This window comes from Sporomusa sphaeroides DSM 2875 (genome assembly GCF_001941975.2).
GTDB classification, from domain to species: domain Bacteria; phylum Bacillota; class Negativicutes; order Sporomusales; family Sporomusaceae; genus Sporomusa; species Sporomusa sphaeroides.
This window is the reverse complement of the sequence record NZ_CP146991.1, coordinates 2897831-2913963: the sequence shown is the minus strand read 5'-3', so window position 1 is coordinate 2913963 and position 16133 is coordinate 2897831. Positions and strand designations below refer to the sequence as shown.

The window sequence follows — 16133 nt, the reverse complement described above, 5'->3', positions numbered from 1 at the left end:
AAATCCCTAACCTGTTGCGGTTAGGGATTTTTGCTTAATAAATTACTCAAAATACCTATAAGAAACTGCAAAAAATCTCATTGTTGGCCCTTTGTCGCTTTTGGAAAGGCCGGGAATGTTGTATAATGTAAGGATATAGAATGGTGGACAACCCTAAGGAGGATCTGCATGAATAACGAAAGTAAAGATATGGACAAAGAAACTGCTGCTAATGCTGCTATGCCTGCTAATTTCATTGAAGTTATCATCAATGAAGATAATAAGACAGGTAAATACGGCAACCGGGTACATACGCGCTTTCCCCCGGAGCCCAATGGCTATCTGCATATTGGACATGCCAAATCAATCTGTTTGAATTTTGGTTTGGCGCTTAAATATGGTGGTAAATGCAATCTGCGTTTTGACGACACCAACCCGACAAAAGAGGATGTTGAGTACGTAGACTCCATCCAGGAAGACGTAAGATGGCTGGGTTTTGACTGGGATGACCGCAAATTTTACGCTTCCGACTATTTTGAGAAGATTTATGAATTAACCCTTGAGCTTATTAAAAAAGGCAAAGCCTATGTTTGTGATTTGTCTGCCGGGGAAATGAGAGAGTATCGCGGCACCCTGACAGAGCCGGGCAAAGAAAGTCCGTACCGCAACCGCAGTGTGGCAGAGAATCTTTCCTTATTTGAAAAAATGCGTTTGGGCGAATTTCCGGAAGGGAGCCGGGTGCTGCGGGCCAAGATTGATATGTCCTCTCCCAATCTTAATATGCGTGATCCGGTGCTTTACCGCATTATCCGCGCACCTCATCACCGGACCGGCGATACATGGTGTATCTACCCCATGTACGACTATGCCCATCCAATCTCCGATTCGCTGGAAGGCGTGACCCATTCCATTTGTACGCTTGAGTTTGCCGACCACCGGCCGCTGTATGACTGGACCCTGGAGGCGCTGGAAATCTATAAATGCCAGCAAATTGAATTTGCCCGGCTGAATCTGACCAATACGATTATGAGCAAGCGCTATCTGCGCCGTCTGGTGGAAGAAAACTATGTCAGCGGCTGGGATGATCCGCGCATGCCGACAATCTCGGGCCTAAGGCGGCGAGGCTATACGCCGGAAGCCATCCGGGATTTCTGCGACCGGATTGGTGTGGCTAAGAGCAACAGTACGGTGGATATTGCTTTGCTGGAGCATTGCATTCGTGAAGATCTCAACACCAAAGCGCCGCGTGTTATGGCAGTGCTTAAACCACTTAAAATTATTATTGATAATTATCCGGACGGACAAGTGGAAGAAATGACAGCCGAGAACAATCCGGAAAATCCTGAGATGGGCTCGCGGACACTGCCTTTTACCCGGGAACTGTATATTGAGCAGGACGATTTTATGGAGAACCCGCCGAAAAAATATTTCCGCTTGACACCCGGGGCGGAAGTAAGGCTCAAACATGCCTATATAATTAAATGCGAGCATGTGATCAAAGATGAGCAAACCGGCGAGATTGTGGAAGTCCATTGTACGTATGACCCGGATACCAAGAGCGGCAGCGGTACGGTAAACCGCAAGGTTAAGGGTGTGCTGCACTGGGTATCGGCAGCTCATGCCGCAAAAGCCGAGGTTCGTCTGTATGATTACCTGTTGACTGCTCAGCAGGATCAGGAAGAAGAGGCTAAGGATTTCGTCGATACGCTAAACCCTGATTCCCTGGAAGTTTTGACAGCTTGCTTAGTGGAACCAAGTATCAAAACAGCTCAGCCAGGCAGTCGTTTTCAGTTTATGCGGCAGGGATATTTTGTCGTTGATCGTGATTCAACCGCCGACCTTCCCGTATTTAGCCGTATTGTCTCCCTGAAAGATTCCTGGGCCAAGCTGGAGAAGAAATAATAGCAGGAAAGACTTTTGCCAGGCACGGATGCCGGCAAAAGTCTTTCTGATGCCAGATGCTAGAAACGAGGTATTCCGGTGTTGGTTTTGATAAAGTTCCTATACATAACTTTTCTGCTGCCACCAGGCCTGTTTATTGCTGCGCTGGCTTTTGTCTGTGGCCGGATGTATTACCGGCACCAGCGGGGAGCAGGGCTGCTGGCACTGATAACAGTGCTTTTGTACCTGATATCCACGCCGTTAGTGGGAGATATCTTAATCCGGTCCTTAGAGAGCCGTTACCAGCCGCCGGCAGCAATAACCGGTGATGTTATTGTCACGCTGGGAGGCGGGGCTACGGCCGATACGCCGAATGTTCATGGTCAGGGACATCTTATGGGGTCTGCTGCCAACCGGCTGTTAACGGCAGCGCAGTTACACCGGCTTACCGGCAAGCCGGTCATCGTTTCCGGGGGGCAGGTATTTGCCAATACCGGTAAGGAAGCCGAGATTGCCCGGCATATCCTGCAAGGCTTGGGTGTCGCCGATGATAATATCATTGTGGAGGGGCAGAGCCTCAATACTACCGATAACGCTAAATTTACGCAAAAAATTATAGCGGAGCGTGGTTTTACCAGTCCGGTGCTGGTGACTTCGGCTTTTCACATGGAGCGGTCTGTACAGCAGTTTGCTAAATATAATATGGAAGTGACGCCATACCCGACCGACTATCAGACAAATACCCGCTTTATTTTTGAATGGCATTTGTTATGGCCCCGGGCGGACGCTTTCTATAACACACAGTTGGCCGTCAAAGAATATCTCGGCCTGATGGCAGTACGCTGGTTTTAATGTTATATATGAGGAGTAGTGATATCTTGAAAATTTTACTTATCGGCGGTGGCGGACGCGAACATGCTCTGGCCTGGAAACTGGCGCAAAGCCCCCGGGTGGAGAAAATCTATTGCGCTCCGGGCAACCCCGGCATTGCGGCTGTGGCCGAATGTGTCAATATTGATGTAAGCGACAATGCCGCTTTAGGCCAATTTGCTTTAGACCATGCTGTCGATTTAACCGTGGTTGGCCCGGAACTGCCGCTTACCAACGGTCTTGTCGATCATTTTGCCACATTACAGCTCAAGGCTTTTGGACCGTCCCGGCAGGCGGCCCAGCTGGAAGGCTCGAAGGCTTTTGCCAAAGAAATTATGCACAAATATAATATTCCCACCGCCGCTTCCGCGGCCTTTACCGATGCGGACAAAGCTATCGCCTATATAAAGGAGCAGGGGGCTCCCATTGTTGTTAAGGCAGACGGTTTGGCAGCCGGCAAGGGTGTCGTGGTAGCCATGACAGTGGAGGAAGCGGTTGCCGCCGTCGAGATGATGATGCGGGATAAGGCTTTCGGCAGCGCCGGTAATTTGATCGTTATCGAGGAATATTTAGAGGGTGAGGAAGCCTCCCTGCTGGCCTTTACCGACGGCTTTACGGTAGCTCCCATGGTGGCGGCTCAGGACCATAAACGGATTTTTGACAATGATCAGGGTCCCAATACCGGTGGTATGGGAACCTATGCCCCGGCGCCGGTGGTAACTCAGGCTGTGCGGGAGCAGGTGACGCGCGAGGTGCTGCAGCCGGTGGTTGACGGACTGCGTCAGGAAGGCATTATCTATAAAGGCTGTTTATACGCCGGCTTGATGATTACGGCCCAGGGGCCCAAGGTCATTGAGTTTAACGCCAGGTTTGGCGACCCTGAAACACAGGTGGTATTGCCGCTGCTGGATAGTGATTTGGTGGACATCATGGAGGCCTGTGTCGGGGAGCGGCTGGCTGATGTAACCATCAATTGGCGGCAGGAAGCAGCCGTTTGCGTTGTGCTGGCGGCAGCCGGTTATCCGGGCGATTATACCAAGGGGAATGAAATTACCGGTATCGATCAGGCGGAACAGCAGGGCGCAATGGTTTTTCATGCCGGTACCGGCAGCAAGGACAACCATATTGTTACCGCCGGCGGCCGGGTGCTGGGCGTGACTGCCGTAGCCGGTGATATTCGTGCGGCGGTAGAGAAGGTATATCAGGCTGTACCTGAAATCAAATTTGCGGGAATGCAGTACCGCAAAGATATAGCCCACCGGGCGTTTAACCGCAAATAAGCTAAGAGGGAGATTGCCACGCGTATTAGGCAGATCGCTGGCAACCCGCTCGCAAAGGAGTGCATGGTTTGGATGCAGGGTTAATAGCCATTAATCTACTGGTTATAGCGATCATCGCTGTTGGTATTGGTATGACGGCAATTGGCTTGCCTGGCAACTGGCTCATATTTTTTACGGCGCTGGGGTATGGCTATACAGAAGGCTTTGTGCATATGAGCAGTACCGCGCTCTTGCTGCTTTTGGGCGCATTATTGCTGGGCGAACTGGCTGAATTTATAGCAGGAGCGCTGGGGGCCACCAAAGAAAATGCATCCCGTATGGCTATCGGGTTTGCCTTCGTTGGCGGCATTGCCGGCGGTATTGCCGGCACAGGCATTATGCCGGGACTTGGCTCGATTGCGGGGGCCATCACCGGCTCATTTGTCGCCGGTTACCTGGCGGAGTATGCCGCTACCGGCAACCGGGAGAAAGCGGGGCGGGTTGCCAAGAGTATCATGATTGGTCAGGCATTGGGATTGATTTTCAAATTAGCCATGGCTATCGGCATGGTGGTTTTGATCCTTTCCAAACTGGCTTGGTAAGGACAGGAGGAAACTTATGAAACGCCGGCAAATACTTGATGCTGCCTATACTGTTTTTTCCCGCAAAGGCTATCATCGCGCCACGGTTGATGAGATTATTGCCTTAGCCGATACCGGTAAAGGCACAGTATATAACTATTTTGTTAATAAGGAACAACTTTTTTATACCTTGATTAAGGAACGCAGTGCCGGTTTTGAGGCTGAGCTTGATACCATTGCCGCTCTTGCCGAACCGGCGCTGGATAAAACCAAGAAAGCCATTCGGGTTTTTCTGGAGTTTTATGTGCAAAATGCGGACTTGTGGCGGGTGCTTATGCATGAGATGCGCGGGTTAGGCCGTGAGGAACCGTCAAGCTTTACCGAGGCGGAGCGGGAAAAATACCGGGAAAGGTTTGTTCACACTATCGGGATATTGCAGCGGATCTTACAGGAAGGAATTGATCAAGGTACTATCCGCCATTGTGATGTGCACAAAGCCGCCCATGGTTTGTTCAGTGTTATTGTGATGATGGTGTTTCAGGGGTTTGTTGGCGGAGAGCAGGATTCTATTGATAGTACGGCCAACAGCATTGCCGATATTTTTATGTACGGGATAGTTAACCGTTAATCAAAAAATGAGTCCGGGGATTTCCCCAGACTCATTTTTTACTTCATTAAAATGCCGGTACAATAGCACCTTGGTACTTTTCATTGATAAATTTCTTAACTTCTTCGGAAGTTAAGGCTTTGGTTAATTTTTGGATTTCCGGGCGGTTTTCATCGCCTTTGCGGACGGTAAGGATATTCACATAAGGGGAGTCTTTTTGTTCAATAAACAAGGCGTCTTTACCGGGAACCAGCTTAGCTTCCAGCGCGTAGTTGGTGTTAATGACAGCTAAGGTCAGGTCATCCAGGGAACGCGGCAATTGGGCAGCTTCCAGTTCGCGGACTTTTACATTTTTGGGGTTGGCGGTAATGTCGCTGATGGTAGCGGTAACGCCTGCGCCGTCTTTGAGCTTAATAATGCCGGCCTTCTCCAAGAGTGCCAAAGCGCGGCCGCCATTGGTGGGATCGTTCGGGATGCCAATTTCTGCGCCGTTTTGCAGGTCATTCAGGTTTTTAACTTTTTTAGAATAAATCCCCATAGGTTCGATATGTACGGCAGCAGTATAGGTTAGATCCAGTTTGCGCTCAGCGCTGAACTTGGTCAGGTAGGGAATGTGCTGGAAGAAGTTAGCATCAAGCTCTTTTTCCGCAACAGCCATGTTAGGACGGACATAATCGCTCATTTCTACCACAACCAGATTGATGCCTTCTTTTTCCAGAATGGGTTTGATGACAGCAAGAATTTCAGCATGGGGCAGAGGGGTTGCGCCTACTTTGATAGTCTTTTTCTCAGTTGCTGAAGGGGCAGGCGTTTCTTTGCCGCCGCACCCGGCAAGGAGAGTGGAGAACGCCAATAAAGCGGCAAGCAATAATAAGGTAATCTTTTTCATGACATATTCCTCCTAATAGTAGTTACTTTACTAATGGCACCAAGGTAAGACAATGTTTTGGCTAAAAAAGCAGGTCAGCCTCCTTCCGTAAAAATAGTGAAAGCCATTTCGGCAGTCCGAAATGGCTTGTTGTCCAGTTCTTCATCTGCCAGGAAAGTATCCTGTGGAATTGGCACCGTTCGCAAATTGCGATGGTTGCCGCAGCGTCATCGGGCCATTCCCTCAGCCAGCTCTTGATGAACAATATGAATTTATGAAATTTATATTAGCACCGATAGGTATGTCTGTCAATAAAAATATAATTAAATTAGTAAAAATGAGTAAAATAGTAAAAAGTTTTAATTCAATAAAGATAGAAAGTGATAAAGAAGGAAAAAACAGGTGTGTAGCGAATAGATAGTGTAAGCAAGTATTTACAGGAGGCGTAATAGTATGACCGCAAATCCCAAATTGAAAGATGCACTTATCGACCAGCTGTTCCGGGGGATTTTATCGCTTAGCAGCGAGGAAGAGTGTTACCAGTTTTTTGAGGATGTATGCACAATCGGTGAACTTAAGGCGATGGCGCAGCGGCTGGAAGTGGCGCGGCTGTTAAAGGCAGGCGTCATTTATGACGATATTGTTGCCGCTACCGGTGCCAGTACCGCAACCATCAGCCGGGTTAAGCGCTGCCTCTATTATGGAGCAGACGGTTATAAAGCAGTGTTGGCCCATCTGGAGGAAAAATAGTGCCGAGTAGAATGGAGTGTTAATATGAATAAAAATTTTGTGCCGCAAATTCCGTATGGGACGCGGGACTTGCTGCCCCGGGAAGCCAAGCAGAAACGGATTGTCGAGGGGGCGCTGGCTCAAGTTTTTTCCTGCTGGGGCTATGACGAAATAGTGACACCGACCTTTGAATATATGGAGACACTGGCAGTTGGTACAGGCAGCAACATTCAGCAGCATGTATTTAAATTTTTTGATAAAAACAACCGGATTCTGGCGCTTAGACCGGATATGACAACCCCGATTGCCCGAGTGGCGGCGACCAGACTGAAGGAAATGCCGCTGCCGCTCAGGTTGTTTTATCTTACCAATGTCTTTCGCCATGAGCAGGCGCAGGCCGGCAGACAATGCGAGTTTTATCAGGCCGGGGTGGAACTGTTAGGTGCGCCCGGTCCGGCAGCCGATGCCGAAGTTGTGGCCCTGGCGGTAGAAGCTATGCTGGAAGCCGGGCTGACCAATTTTCAAATCGGCTTAGGCCAGGTGGATTTTATTAACGGCCTGATGGCGGAAAGCCAGTTAAGCCCCGAGCGCCAGCAACAGATCAAATCCGCCATGGTTACCCGCGATTTGGTTGGGCTTGGCGAACTGCTTTCACAGAGCGGACTTAAGCAGGCAGCGCAAGAACTGCTTAAGCAAATTCCGCTTTTGCATGGACGGGAGGATATGTTAAGCAGAGCCTACCGGTTGGTCAGCAATGACCTCAGCCGGGCGGCGCTGGATAACCTGGCCGATATTCACAAGCTGCTTGCAGGCTATGGTGTCGATCAGTATGTTAATTTTGACCTTGGCATAATTCGTGACTTTGATTACTATACCGGCATGGTATTTGAGGGCTATACGCCGGGACTGGGCTTCCCGCTGTGCGGGGGCGGGCGTTATGATACGATGCTGGCTTCACTGGGGGTTGCCAACCCGGCGACAGGTTTCGCCATGGGAATAGAACGGATGCTATTAGCCCTGGAGCGCCAGGGGATTGGCGTCAGCGTGCAGGGTAAAGATGTATATATTGCCTGGACGGAAGGTAAGCTGGCGCAGGCCATTGAAGCGGCTAACCAATGCCGGCGGCAAAGACGCCGGGCAGAACTGGCGCTTGCTGCCGAGCCGCGGGCGGTGGCGGAAGCAGTGGTTCGCACCCGGGGCTATGAGGAATTGATATATATTGAGTAAACGGATAAAACAGGTTGTAGCGGCGGTCACTGCCCGGATTAGCGAAACAGACAGGCAGTTTGTGGAGCGGTATTTAGACCCGGCGGCAGCCGCCTTCTTTTGGCAGATGAACCTACCTGACCAGCGGCATGCTTTGAATGTAGCCTACACAGCCGGGGAACTTGCCGCTAAGGAAAAGGATGTTGACCAAGAATTACTGCTAACATGCGCGCTGCTTCATGATATCGGCAAGATAAAAGGGGATGTCAGCGTTGCCGATAAAATCATTACCGTAATTTTGGATACCCTTGTGCCGCGCTGGGCCAAAAGCTGGCAGCGACTGGGGCGGGGTGGCAAGGTAGCCAATCTCCGGCATGCTATGTATATCTATTATCATCATGCCGCCCGGGGAGCAGCTATGCTCGAGGCGGCCGGGCTTGACAGGCGGATAACCGGGATCGTGGCCAGGCATCATGAAGCGCCGGCAGACGGCGAACCGGTAGAGCTTACACTGCTCAGAGCGGCTGACAGCCTGAATTAGTCCCTCAAGGTACTAATAGCCTTTGACTTTGTCAACCACATTCAGCATTTCACGCCCCTGGATAAAGCGGGTAAGATTATCGGCAAACAGCTTAACGGAGCGGTCAAGATAGGCCGGTGACAGGGCGGCAACATGCGGTGTAATGATAACATTGGGCATGCTCCATAACGGACTGCTCTCAGGCAGCGGTTCACAGGCAAAGACATCCAGCCCGGCACCGGCAATGAGGTTTTGCTCCAAAGCGGTGACCAAATCATTTTCATTGACAATAGCCCCTCTGGCGATATTGAAGAAATAAGCCGAAGGCTTCATTGCCGTAAAATGCTGCAGTCTAATCCGGTTTTGTGTGCTTTCGGTCAGCGGCAGGGCGGTAACCGTGAAATCGGCCTTGGCCAGCATTTCCAGCAGACTATCATCATCCGGCGGATACAGCTTATCTACAAATAATTCTGTGGTGACCTCCTGCTTGCTGGCAAGTACCGTCATCCCCAGCGCCTTGGCCTTTTTCGCAATCTCGCGGCCGATAGAGCCTAAACCGACAATGGCGAGGGTACTCCCGTGCAACTCACCGGTAGGAATGCGTTTCCACTGCCGGGTTTCCTGCTGGCGGAGACTGACGGTAAGCCCCCGGCTGAAAGCCAGCATCATGGCCAGCACATGTTCAGATACCGGGATGCCATGGATGCCTTTCGCGTTGGTCAGGATGGTGTCTGCTGCCTGAATTTCAGGAAACAGCAACTTTTCCACTCCGGCGCTTAGGGCATGAATCCATTCCAGGTGAGGAGCAGCCTGGTATAAATGACGGGTTTCCATCCAACCCCAGGTGACTAAGATATGGCAGGAGGGCATATGCTCGAGAGCATTTGCTTCATCGGTAACAAGTATAGTAACATTTGGCTCGGCAGCCAGAATAAGCTCCCTATGGCGGTCGGCAAGCGGGTTGAGCACGACAATATTCAGCGCAGACATAAAGAACCTCCTTATTGCGTTACGCTTGGTACGGTTAGTATCCTGCCAAATACTTCTACATATGCAGGCGGTTTTCCTACCTCACCCGGAAAGATTGCCGGATATCGGGAAATAAAATATGGGAGCTATTGACCTTTATAATATATCGTGTTAGCATATTATCTAATTAATACTTTAATATGATAGAGAAGGAAAATAGGAGGCATGACATGACCTCAAATGATATGGATTATCTGACAATTGCCTTGCCCAAAGGCAAGTTATTTGACCTCTCGGCCAATATGCTGGCCAAAATCGGCTATACGGCCGAAGGTCTCAGTGAGAGCTCGCGCAAACTGGTCATTACCAATGAAGCGGAAAAAATCCGGTTTATTATCACTAAGACAGCTGATTTACCCACCTATGTGGAATATGGCGCCGCCGATATTGGCATTATTGGCAAAGACGTGCTGCTGGAAGAGAACAAGGATGTTTACGAGCTGCTGGATTTAAAGTTTGGCTTTTGCCGGATGATGGTGGCGGTGCCGCAGGCGCTCAAACAGGAGAAACTGAGCGATTACGCCCATATGCGGGTGGCCACCAAATATCCGCGGGTGGCGGAAAGCTTTTTTCATAGTATTGGCATTCAGATGGAGATTATCAAGCTGAACGGTTCGATAGAATTAGCACCCATGGTAGGCTTGGCTGAGATTATTGTGGATTTGGTGGAAACCGGCCGGACGCTGAAAGAGAATAATTTGGTGGAAGTTGCGCAGATTCAGCCGGCAACCGCCAGATTTATTGCCAACCGGGTGAGCTTTAAAATGAAATTTGACCGGATCAATAAAATGGTGGAAGGATTAAAAGAACTGGTAGAGAGTGAGGCCAAAGCATGAAAACAATATTCAGCAGTTTTTTAAGTAAAGAGGAAATGGCGGAAATATTGGAAAAACCGTCTTTTGACAAAGTAGTTTTGGGTACAGGAGCCCAAAACAGAATAAAAGAACTCTTCGGCGAAGCTCTCTCAGCCAGCCAGGTGGTGGAACGCATTGTTGAAGAGGTGCGCAGCCAGGGGGATGAAGCGGTATTAAAGTACACCAAAGTTTTTGATGGTGCCGATTTTACTGCCGATGCCCTGGAAGTAACCGCAGACGAGCTGGAGAGCGCGATGGCCGGCATTGACGGCGAGGTGCTGGCTGCATTGGAGGCGGCGGCTGTTAATATCAGAAAGTTTCATACCGAGCAATTGCCCAAATCCTGGTTTACCGAACGTGAATATGGCTCAATACTGGGGCAAAAGTGTACACCGCTTGACCGGGTGGGCATTTATGTTCCCGGTGGTACTGCCGCCTATCCTTCCTCTGTGCTGATGAACGCAGTACCGGCCGCTGTGGCCGGGGTAAAAGAAATTATCATGGTTGTGCCGCCAGGCAGGGACGGGCGGGTAAATCCCTATGTGCTGGCAGCTGCCAAGCTGGCCGGAGTAACAAGAATATTCAAAGCCGGTGGTGCGCAGGCAGTGGCGGCACTGGCTTTTGGCACAAGCACCATTCCCAGGGTTGACAAGATTACCGGTCCTGGCAATATTTTTGTTACTTTGGCCAAAAAAGCGGTTTATGGTCATGTGGATATTGATATGCTGGCAGGTCCGAGTGAGATTCTTATTGTGGCTGACAGCACGGCAGACCCCCGCTATGTGGCGGCAGATATGCTGAGCCAGGCTGAGCATGATGTCCTGGCTTCCAGTATTCTTGTCACCGACAGCGCTGAATTAGCGAAAGCGGTAAGTAAAGAAGTGGACAAACAACTGGCCGCCCTGCCGCGCCAGGAGATTGCCGCCCAAGCCATCGAGGATAACGGCTTGATTATTGTTACGCCGACAATCCTGGAAGCCGTTGAACTGGCCAATCTTTCCGCACCCGAACACCTGGAACTCCTGACAGCAGAGCCGTGGAAACTGCTCCCCTATATCCGCCATGCCGGTGCTATTTTTATGGGAGCCTACTCACCCGAGCCGCTGGGGGACTACTTTGCCGGTCCCAACCATGTCTTGCCTACCGGCGGGACGGCCCGGTTTTACTCTGTGCTTAATGTGGAAACCTTTATGAAAAAAACCAGTATTATTGCCTATACCCAAGAAGCGCTGGCCGCTGTCAGCAGCCAGGTCATCAAGCTGGCAGAAGCCGAGGGACTGGATGCGCATGCCAATGCGGTTAGGCTGAGGGGGAATTAAGATGTTTACACCGCGTTTAGGGCTGGAAACCCTGAAAGCCTATTCTGTAGAAGAGAGTAACTGGCGTATCAGACTGGATGCCAATGAACGGCCCGCTGACCTGCCGCCGGCCGTTAAGGCCAAAATCCTGGAAAAACTGGCAGCCCTGCCGTTTAACCGGTATCCCGAACTAAGTGCCCAGTCGTTAAAAACCACAATTGGCACTGATTTTGGCTTAGCTGCCGCTAACGTGGTTATCGGCAATGGTTCCAGTGAAATTCTGGAGGCCGTATGTTATGCTTTCGGCGGCGCCGGCCGCAGTATTGTCTATCCCAGTCCCTCATTTTCCATGTATGGCATTTATGCCAAACTGGCAGACAGCCGGCCTGTACCTGTTGAGCTGACTGCCGATTACACCGTAGACGCCGATAAGCTGCTGGCAGCTGCCCGTGAAAACGCAGCCGGCATTATTCTGCTCTGCAATCCGAACAATCCTACCGGGACCGTTATGCCGCCGGAACAAGTGGAGTACATTGTGAAAAGTACGCAAAGCCTGGTGGTTGTCGATGAAGCCTATCACGAATTTTACGGCAAAAGCTCAGTGAACTTGCTGAACAAATATACTAATCTTGCTATTGCCCGCACTTTCTCCAAGGCCTATGGGCTGGCGGCAGCCCGGGCTGGCTACCTGCTGGCTGACGAAGCCATTGTCAGGACCATTGGCAAGGTATTATTGCCCTACAATGTAAATGCCTTAACCCTGACGGCAGCTGAAACGGTATTCGGCATGCGCGGGGCTTTTGCCGACAGCCTGGCGGAAAACCGCCGCGAGCGGGAGCGCCTGACAGCCGTGCTTAGCGCTGTTCCCGGTATAACGGTATATCCCTCGCAAACCAACTTCCTGCTCATTAAGAGTGAACAGGCGGCAGTGCTGGCTGACCGGCTCAGCGCCCGGGGCATCGGCATCCGCGATTTCAGCAAAGTTCCCGGCCTGCTTGGCTGTATCCGCATTACTGTGGGCACACCGGCCGAAAATGATGCGGTACTGGAGGCTGTAAGCTTATGAGCCGTACTGCCAGTATGGAACGGGTAACCGGTGAAACCGCCATCAAAGCGGCTTTGACGCTTGATGGCAGCGGCCAGACAGCGGTGGCTACAGGCATTGGCTTCTTCGACCATATGCTCATCTTATTTGGCAAACATGGTCTGTTTGACCTAACCGTTACGGCCAACGGTGATTTACAGGTTGACGGCCACCATACGGTAGAAGACACCGGCATTGTCCTCGGGCAGGCCCTGGCTAAAGCGTTGGGCGACAAAACCGGCATTAAGCGTTATGGCACAGCCTTTGTGCCGATGGATGAAGCTCTGGCCATGGTATCACTGGATATCAGCGGCCGCCCCTATCTAGTATTTGATGCCGTACTGCCCGGTGAACGGGTGGGGCAGTTTGACAGTGAGCTTACGGAGGAATTTTTGCGGGCATTCAGCCTCCATGCCGGACTTACACTGCATGTGCGGCTGTTATCAGGCAGGAATACCCATCATATAATTGAAGCCATTTTTAAAGCGCTGGGGCGGGCACTGGATGAGGCTACGCGCCGGGATGACAGGATACAAGGTGTCATGTCAACTAAGGGAACGATATAGGGGGAGGCTCAGCGATGGCGCTCAAAACCTTAGCAATTATCGATTATGGTATGGGCAATCTTCACAGTGTGTCCAAAGCATTTGCCAAACTAAACGCCGAAAATGGCAGTGAGTATGCCATCGTAGTTACCAGCGACCCGGCAGTGATTCGCAGTGCCGGCAAAGTGGTGCTGCCCGGCGTGGGGGCATTTGGGGACTGTATGGCTAACCTTACCAGTTATGGTCTTATTGATAGTATTAAAGCTGTGGCCGGGAGCGGGACACCCTTTATGGGGATTTGCCTGGGGCTGCAGTTATTATTTGACGGCAGTGAGGAAGCTCCCGGCGTGCCGGGACTCGGAATTTTGCCGGGAATGGTGCGAAAGCTGGTCGCCCCGGGACTCAAAATCCCCCATATGGGCTGGAACAATCTGGAGCTTAAGGCCGCCAGCCCGCTCTTTGCCAAGCTGCCGCCGGCCCCTTATGTTTATTTCGTCCACAGTTACCATGCTGTGCCTGACAATCCGGCAGTGGTTACCGCGGTGACTATGTATGGCGGTGCGGTGACGGCAGCCGTAGGCAGCGGCAATGTGCAGGCAGTGCAATTTCATCCCGAAAAATCAAGTGCAATCGGCTTGGCAATTTTGGCTAACTTTTTAAGGAGTTGAAATTATGATCATTTATCCGGCAATTGATATTCGGGGCGGGCGGTGTGTCCGGCTGACCGAAGGACGTTTTGATAAAGAGACAGTATTTGCCGATAACCCGGTTGATATGGCGCGCCAATGGGCAGCCGCCGGTGCTGAATACCTGCATGTGGTGGATTTGGACGGCGCCTTAGCCGGTAAACCGGTTAATCTGGAAATCGTCAGTGCGATAGCCAAAGCAGTGCCTGTTCCGGTACAACTGGGTGGCGGCATTCGCACCCTGGAAAATATTGAACAAGTACTGGCAGCCGGTGTCAGCCGGGTAATATTAGGCTCTGCTGCTGTCCGCAGCCCGGAGCTGGTGCGGGAAGCCTGCCGGCAGTTTGCCAGCCGGATTGTTGTGGGTATTGATGCCCGGGACGGCCAGGCGGCCGTTGACGGCTGGGAAGTGTCCGGCGGGGTAGGGGCCGAAGAACTGGCCAGGAAAATGGCTGCTGCCGGTGTTGCCCGGATTATTTATACCGATATCTCCCGCGACGGTACCCTGCAGGGCGTCAATGTGGCGGCAACCGCCGCGCTGGCGAAGGCGGCAGGCATTCCGGTGATTGCCTCCGGCGGCGTTAAGAGTCTTGAGGATATTACGGCGCTAAAAGCAGCCAACTTTGGCGGCGGCATTGAGGGTGTAATTGTGGGTAAAGCCATTTACACCGGGGCGCTTGACTTAGCGGCGGCGATTGCTCTTGCCAGGGAGGGGATGGAGTAGTGTATACCAAACGCATTATTCCCTGTCTTGATGTGAAAGACGGACGGGTGGTAAAAGGCACTAACTTTGTTGGCCTGAGAGATGCCGGTGACCCGGTGGAACTGGCTAAGGTCTATGATGTTAAACTAGCTGACGAACTGGTTTTCCTTGACATTACGGCCTCCTCTGATGAACGCAGGACCATGGTGGATGTAGTGGAACAGGTGGCGGCCGAAGTATTTATTCCCTTCACCGTCGGCGGCGGCATTCGTACGGTAGCGGATATCCGGACAATGCTCAAAGCCGGGGCGGACAAGGTTTCTTTGAACACGGCAGCCGTGAAAAATCCGGAGCTGTTAACCGAAGGCGCCAAACGCTTTGGCCGTCAGTGCATTGTGCTGGCCGTGGATGCCCGCCGGTCAGGACCGGACCAATGGGAAGTATATATTAACGGCGGACGGACGCCGACCGGTATGGATGTGCTGGCATGGGTTACCCGTGCCACTGCGCTCGGGGCCGGGGAAATTCTCTTAACAAGCATGGACAAAGACGGCACCAAGGACGGCTATGATATCCCCCTGACACGGGCGGTATCGGAAGCCGTCAAGGTGCCGGTCATTGCTTCAGGTGGCGCCGGTGAGCTGGAACACTTCTATGAGGTGTTAACAGCAGGCAAGGCCGATGCCGTGCTGGCGGCGTCAGTGTTTCACTACGGCCAGTTTACCGTAGGCCAGGTAAAAGACTATCTTAGATCCCGTGGAGTAGAGGTGAGACTATGAATATAGATAAGATAAAATACAATGCTGACGGCTTAGTGCCGGCCATCGTGCAGGATGAGGCTTCCGGAACGGTGCTGATGCTGGCCTATATGAATGCCGAAGCCTTGCGCAAAACGCTGGAAACCGGTGTAACCTGGTTCTACAGCCGCAGCCGCCGCTCACTTTGGCAGAAAGGTGAAACCTCCGGCCATGTGCAAACCGTAAAAGAGATGTATTATGATTGTGATGCCGATACCATCTTAGTTAAAGTAAACCAAACCGGCGCAGCCTGCCACGAGGGCACCTTCTCCTGCTTCAGCCGCAGACTGGACGCTGAAACTGCCCAGGCGGAAACCCTGGTTGATCCCGGCAAAATCTACAAAGAGCCGCTGGCCAATGTGATCTATGAACTATACCATGTCATCAATGACCGCAAACATAACCCCAAAGAGGGTTCGTACACCAACTACCTGTTTGAAAAAGGCCAGGACAAAATCCTGAAAAAAGTCGGTGAAGAAGCGGCTGAGACCATCATCGGGTCGAAGAATAATGACAAAGCCGAGATATTGTATGAAATGGCCGATCTTTGGTACCACTGCCTGGTGCTCCTGGCAAACCATGAGATCGCGCCAAGCGAATTAATGGCAGAATTGCAGAGCCGCAGGAAGTAATGAGA

General features: G+C 51.5%; 18 protein-coding genes and 1 riboswitch. Of the genes, 16 read left to right on the top strand and 2 right to left on the bottom strand.

Translation table 11 applies throughout. The features are described from left to right. Positions 1 to 168: 168 nt before the first annotated feature. The 5 genes from SPSPH_RS13710 (at position 169) to SPSPH_RS13690 (ending at position 5198) form a co-directional block, all read left to right on the top strand. Entirely contained in the window at positions 169 to 1881 is a 1713-nt protein-coding gene (locus tag SPSPH_RS13710; protein ID WP_109298183.1) for a glutamine--tRNA ligase/YqeY domain fusion protein, read from the top strand. A gap of 78 nt (positions 1882 to 1959) precedes the next feature. After that, complete coding sequence (locus SPSPH_RS13705) at positions 1960 to 2712, top strand: YdcF family protein (RefSeq protein ID WP_075756630.1); 753 nt, start codon at positions 1960 to 1962, stop codon at positions 2710 to 2712. 26 nt (positions 2713 to 2738) lie between these two features. Next, on the top strand, positions 2739 to 4010 hold the full coding sequence (gene purD / locus SPSPH_RS13700) for a phosphoribosylamine--glycine ligase (RefSeq protein ID WP_075756631.1): 1272 nt from the start codon (positions 2739 to 2741) through the stop codon (positions 4008 to 4010). Positions 4011 to 4078: 68 nt separating this feature from the next. After that, on the top strand, positions 4079 to 4591 hold the full coding sequence (locus tag SPSPH_RS13695; protein ID WP_075756632.1) for a DUF456 domain-containing protein: 513 nt from the start codon (positions 4079 to 4081) through the stop codon (positions 4589 to 4591). A 16-nt stretch (positions 4592 to 4607) separates the two neighbouring features. After that, the gene (locus tag SPSPH_RS13690; protein ID WP_075756633.1) at positions 4608 to 5198 is read left to right on the top strand and encodes a TetR/AcrR family transcriptional regulator; all 591 of its coding nucleotides are present in this window, start codon (positions 4608 to 4610) and stop codon (positions 5196 to 5198) included. Between the two features lie 46 nt (positions 5199 to 5244). Here the strand turns inward: SPSPH_RS13690 and SPSPH_RS13685 are convergent, their stop codons facing one another. Further along, positions 5245 to 6066, bottom strand: a complete 822-nt coding sequence (locus tag SPSPH_RS13685) for a MetQ/NlpA family ABC transporter substrate-binding protein (RefSeq protein ID WP_075756634.1) — start codon at positions 6064 to 6066, stop codon at positions 5245 to 5247. Between the two features lie 138 nt (positions 6067 to 6204). Continuing rightward, positions 6205 to 6309, bottom strand: a riboswitch (SAM riboswitch). A gap of 189 nt (positions 6310 to 6498) precedes the next feature. On the opposite strand from SPSPH_RS13685, the gene SPSPH_RS13680 reads away from it, so the two are divergent. Genes SPSPH_RS13680 through SPSPH_RS13670 form a run of 3 tightly spaced genes read left to right on the top strand, consistent with a single transcriptional unit; the run spans position 6499 to position 8521 of the window. After that, positions 6499 to 6795: a YerC/YecD family TrpR-related protein gene (locus SPSPH_RS13680; protein WP_075756635.1), complete on the top strand. Its 297-nt coding sequence runs from the start codon at positions 6499 to 6501 to the stop codon at positions 6793 to 6795. Positions 6796 to 6819: 24 nt separating this feature from the next. Then, complete coding sequence (gene hisZ, locus SPSPH_RS13675) at positions 6820 to 8001, top strand: ATP phosphoribosyltransferase regulatory subunit (RefSeq protein WP_075756636.1); 1182 nt, start codon at positions 6820 to 6822, stop codon at positions 7999 to 8001. Continuing rightward, the gene (locus tag SPSPH_RS13670) at positions 7994 to 8521 is read left to right on the top strand and encodes an HDOD domain-containing protein (protein ID WP_075756637.1); all 528 of its coding nucleotides are present in this window, start codon (positions 7994 to 7996) and stop codon (positions 8519 to 8521) included. Before hisZ ends, SPSPH_RS13670 begins: the two co-directional genes overlap by 8 nt. A 12-nt stretch (positions 8522 to 8533) precedes the next feature. Here SPSPH_RS13670 and SPSPH_RS13665 read toward each other — a convergent pair whose 3' ends face one another. After that, positions 8534 to 9490, bottom strand: coding sequence for a D-2-hydroxyacid dehydrogenase (locus tag SPSPH_RS13665; RefSeq protein WP_075756638.1), 957 nt, complete (start codon positions 9488 to 9490; stop codon positions 8534 to 8536). Positions 9491 to 9699: 209 nt separating this feature from the next. Here SPSPH_RS13665 and hisG point away from each other — a divergent pair, with 209 nt between their 5' ends. The 8 genes from hisG to hisIE are packed head-to-tail and all read left to right on the top strand — an operon-like array spanning position 9700 to position 16128. Further along, a complete protein-coding gene (gene hisG / locus SPSPH_RS13660; protein ID WP_075756639.1) occupies positions 9700 to 10365 on the top strand; it encodes an ATP phosphoribosyltransferase in 666 nt (221 codons plus the stop codon). Beyond that, a complete protein-coding gene (hisD, locus tag SPSPH_RS13655) occupies positions 10362 to 11702 on the top strand; it encodes a histidinol dehydrogenase (RefSeq protein WP_075756640.1) in 1341 nt (446 codons plus the stop codon). The genes hisG and hisD overlap by 4 nt, the downstream gene beginning before the upstream one ends. Before the next feature lies 1 nt (position 11703). Next, positions 11704 to 12747, top strand: a complete 1044-nt coding sequence (gene hisC / locus SPSPH_RS13650; RefSeq protein ID WP_075756641.1) for a histidinol-phosphate transaminase — start codon at positions 11704 to 11706, stop codon at positions 12745 to 12747. Then, positions 12744 to 13331 (top strand): imidazoleglycerol-phosphate dehydratase HisB, encoded by a 588-nt coding sequence (gene hisB / locus SPSPH_RS13645; RefSeq protein WP_075756642.1) that lies wholly within the window; start codon positions 12744 to 12746, stop codon positions 13329 to 13331. The genes hisC and hisB overlap by 4 nt, the downstream gene beginning before the upstream one ends. Before the next feature lie 14 nt (positions 13332 to 13345). After that, a complete protein-coding gene (hisH, locus tag SPSPH_RS13640) occupies positions 13346 to 13978 on the top strand; it encodes an imidazole glycerol phosphate synthase subunit HisH (RefSeq protein ID WP_075756643.1) in 633 nt (210 codons plus the stop codon). Positions 13979 to 13982: 4 nt separating this feature from the next. Then, positions 13983 to 14720: a 1-(5-phosphoribosyl)-5-[(5-phosphoribosylamino)methylideneamino]imidazole-4-carboxamide isomerase gene (gene hisA, locus SPSPH_RS13635; protein WP_075756644.1), complete on the top strand. Its 738-nt coding sequence runs from the start codon at positions 13983 to 13985 to the stop codon at positions 14718 to 14720. Continuing rightward, positions 14720 to 15478 carry an imidazole glycerol phosphate synthase subunit HisF gene (gene hisF, locus SPSPH_RS13630; protein WP_075756645.1) on the top strand — a complete coding sequence of 253 codons (759 nt, stop codon included), beginning with the start codon at positions 14720 to 14722 and terminating at the stop codon, positions 15476 to 15478. The genes hisA and hisF overlap by 1 nt, the downstream gene beginning before the upstream one ends. After that, on the top strand, positions 15475 to 16128 hold the full coding sequence (gene hisIE, locus SPSPH_RS13625; protein WP_075756646.1) for a bifunctional phosphoribosyl-AMP cyclohydrolase/phosphoribosyl-ATP diphosphatase HisIE: 654 nt from the start codon (positions 15475 to 15477) through the stop codon (positions 16126 to 16128). The genes hisF and hisIE overlap by 4 nt, the downstream gene beginning before the upstream one ends. Positions 16129 to 16133 lie beyond the last annotated feature (5 nt).

Coding starts and splice junctions, on each gene's coding strand:
- SPSPH_RS13690 (WP_075756633.1), top strand. CDS start 4,608: ATGAAACGCCGGCAAATACTTGATGCTGCCTATACTGTTTTTTCCCGC.
- hisH (WP_075756643.1), top strand. CDS start 13,346: ATGGCGCTCAAAACCTTAGCAATTATCGATTATGGTATGGGCAATCTT.
- hisZ (WP_075756636.1), top strand. CDS start 6,820: ATGAATAAAAATTTTGTGCCGCAAATTCCGTATGGGACGCGGGACTTG.
- hisD (WP_075756640.1), top strand. CDS start 10,362: ATGAAAACAATATTCAGCAGTTTTTTAAGTAAAGAGGAAATGGCGGAA.
- SPSPH_RS13685 (WP_075756634.1), bottom strand. CDS start 6,066: ATGAAAAAGATTACCTTATTATTGCTTGCCGCTTTATTGGCGTTCTCC.
- SPSPH_RS13665 (WP_075756638.1), bottom strand. CDS start 9,490: ATGTCTGCGCTGAATATTGTCGTGCTCAACCCGCTTGCCGACCGCCAT.
- SPSPH_RS13710 (WP_109298183.1), top strand. CDS start 169: ATGAATAACGAAAGTAAAGATATGGACAAAGAAACTGCTGCTAATGCT.
- hisC (WP_075756641.1), top strand. CDS start 11,704: ATGTTTACACCGCGTTTAGGGCTGGAAACCCTGAAAGCCTATTCTGTA.
- hisG (WP_075756639.1), top strand. CDS start 9,700: ATGACCTCAAATGATATGGATTATCTGACAATTGCCTTGCCCAAAGGC.
- hisA (WP_075756644.1), top strand. CDS start 13,983: ATGATCATTTATCCGGCAATTGATATTCGGGGCGGGCGGTGTGTCCGG.
- hisIE (WP_075756646.1), top strand. CDS start 15,475: ATGAATATAGATAAGATAAAATACAATGCTGACGGCTTAGTGCCGGCC.
- SPSPH_RS13680 (WP_075756635.1), top strand. CDS start 6,499: ATGACCGCAAATCCCAAATTGAAAGATGCACTTATCGACCAGCTGTTC.
- hisB (WP_075756642.1), top strand. CDS start 12,744: ATGAGCCGTACTGCCAGTATGGAACGGGTAACCGGTGAAACCGCCATC.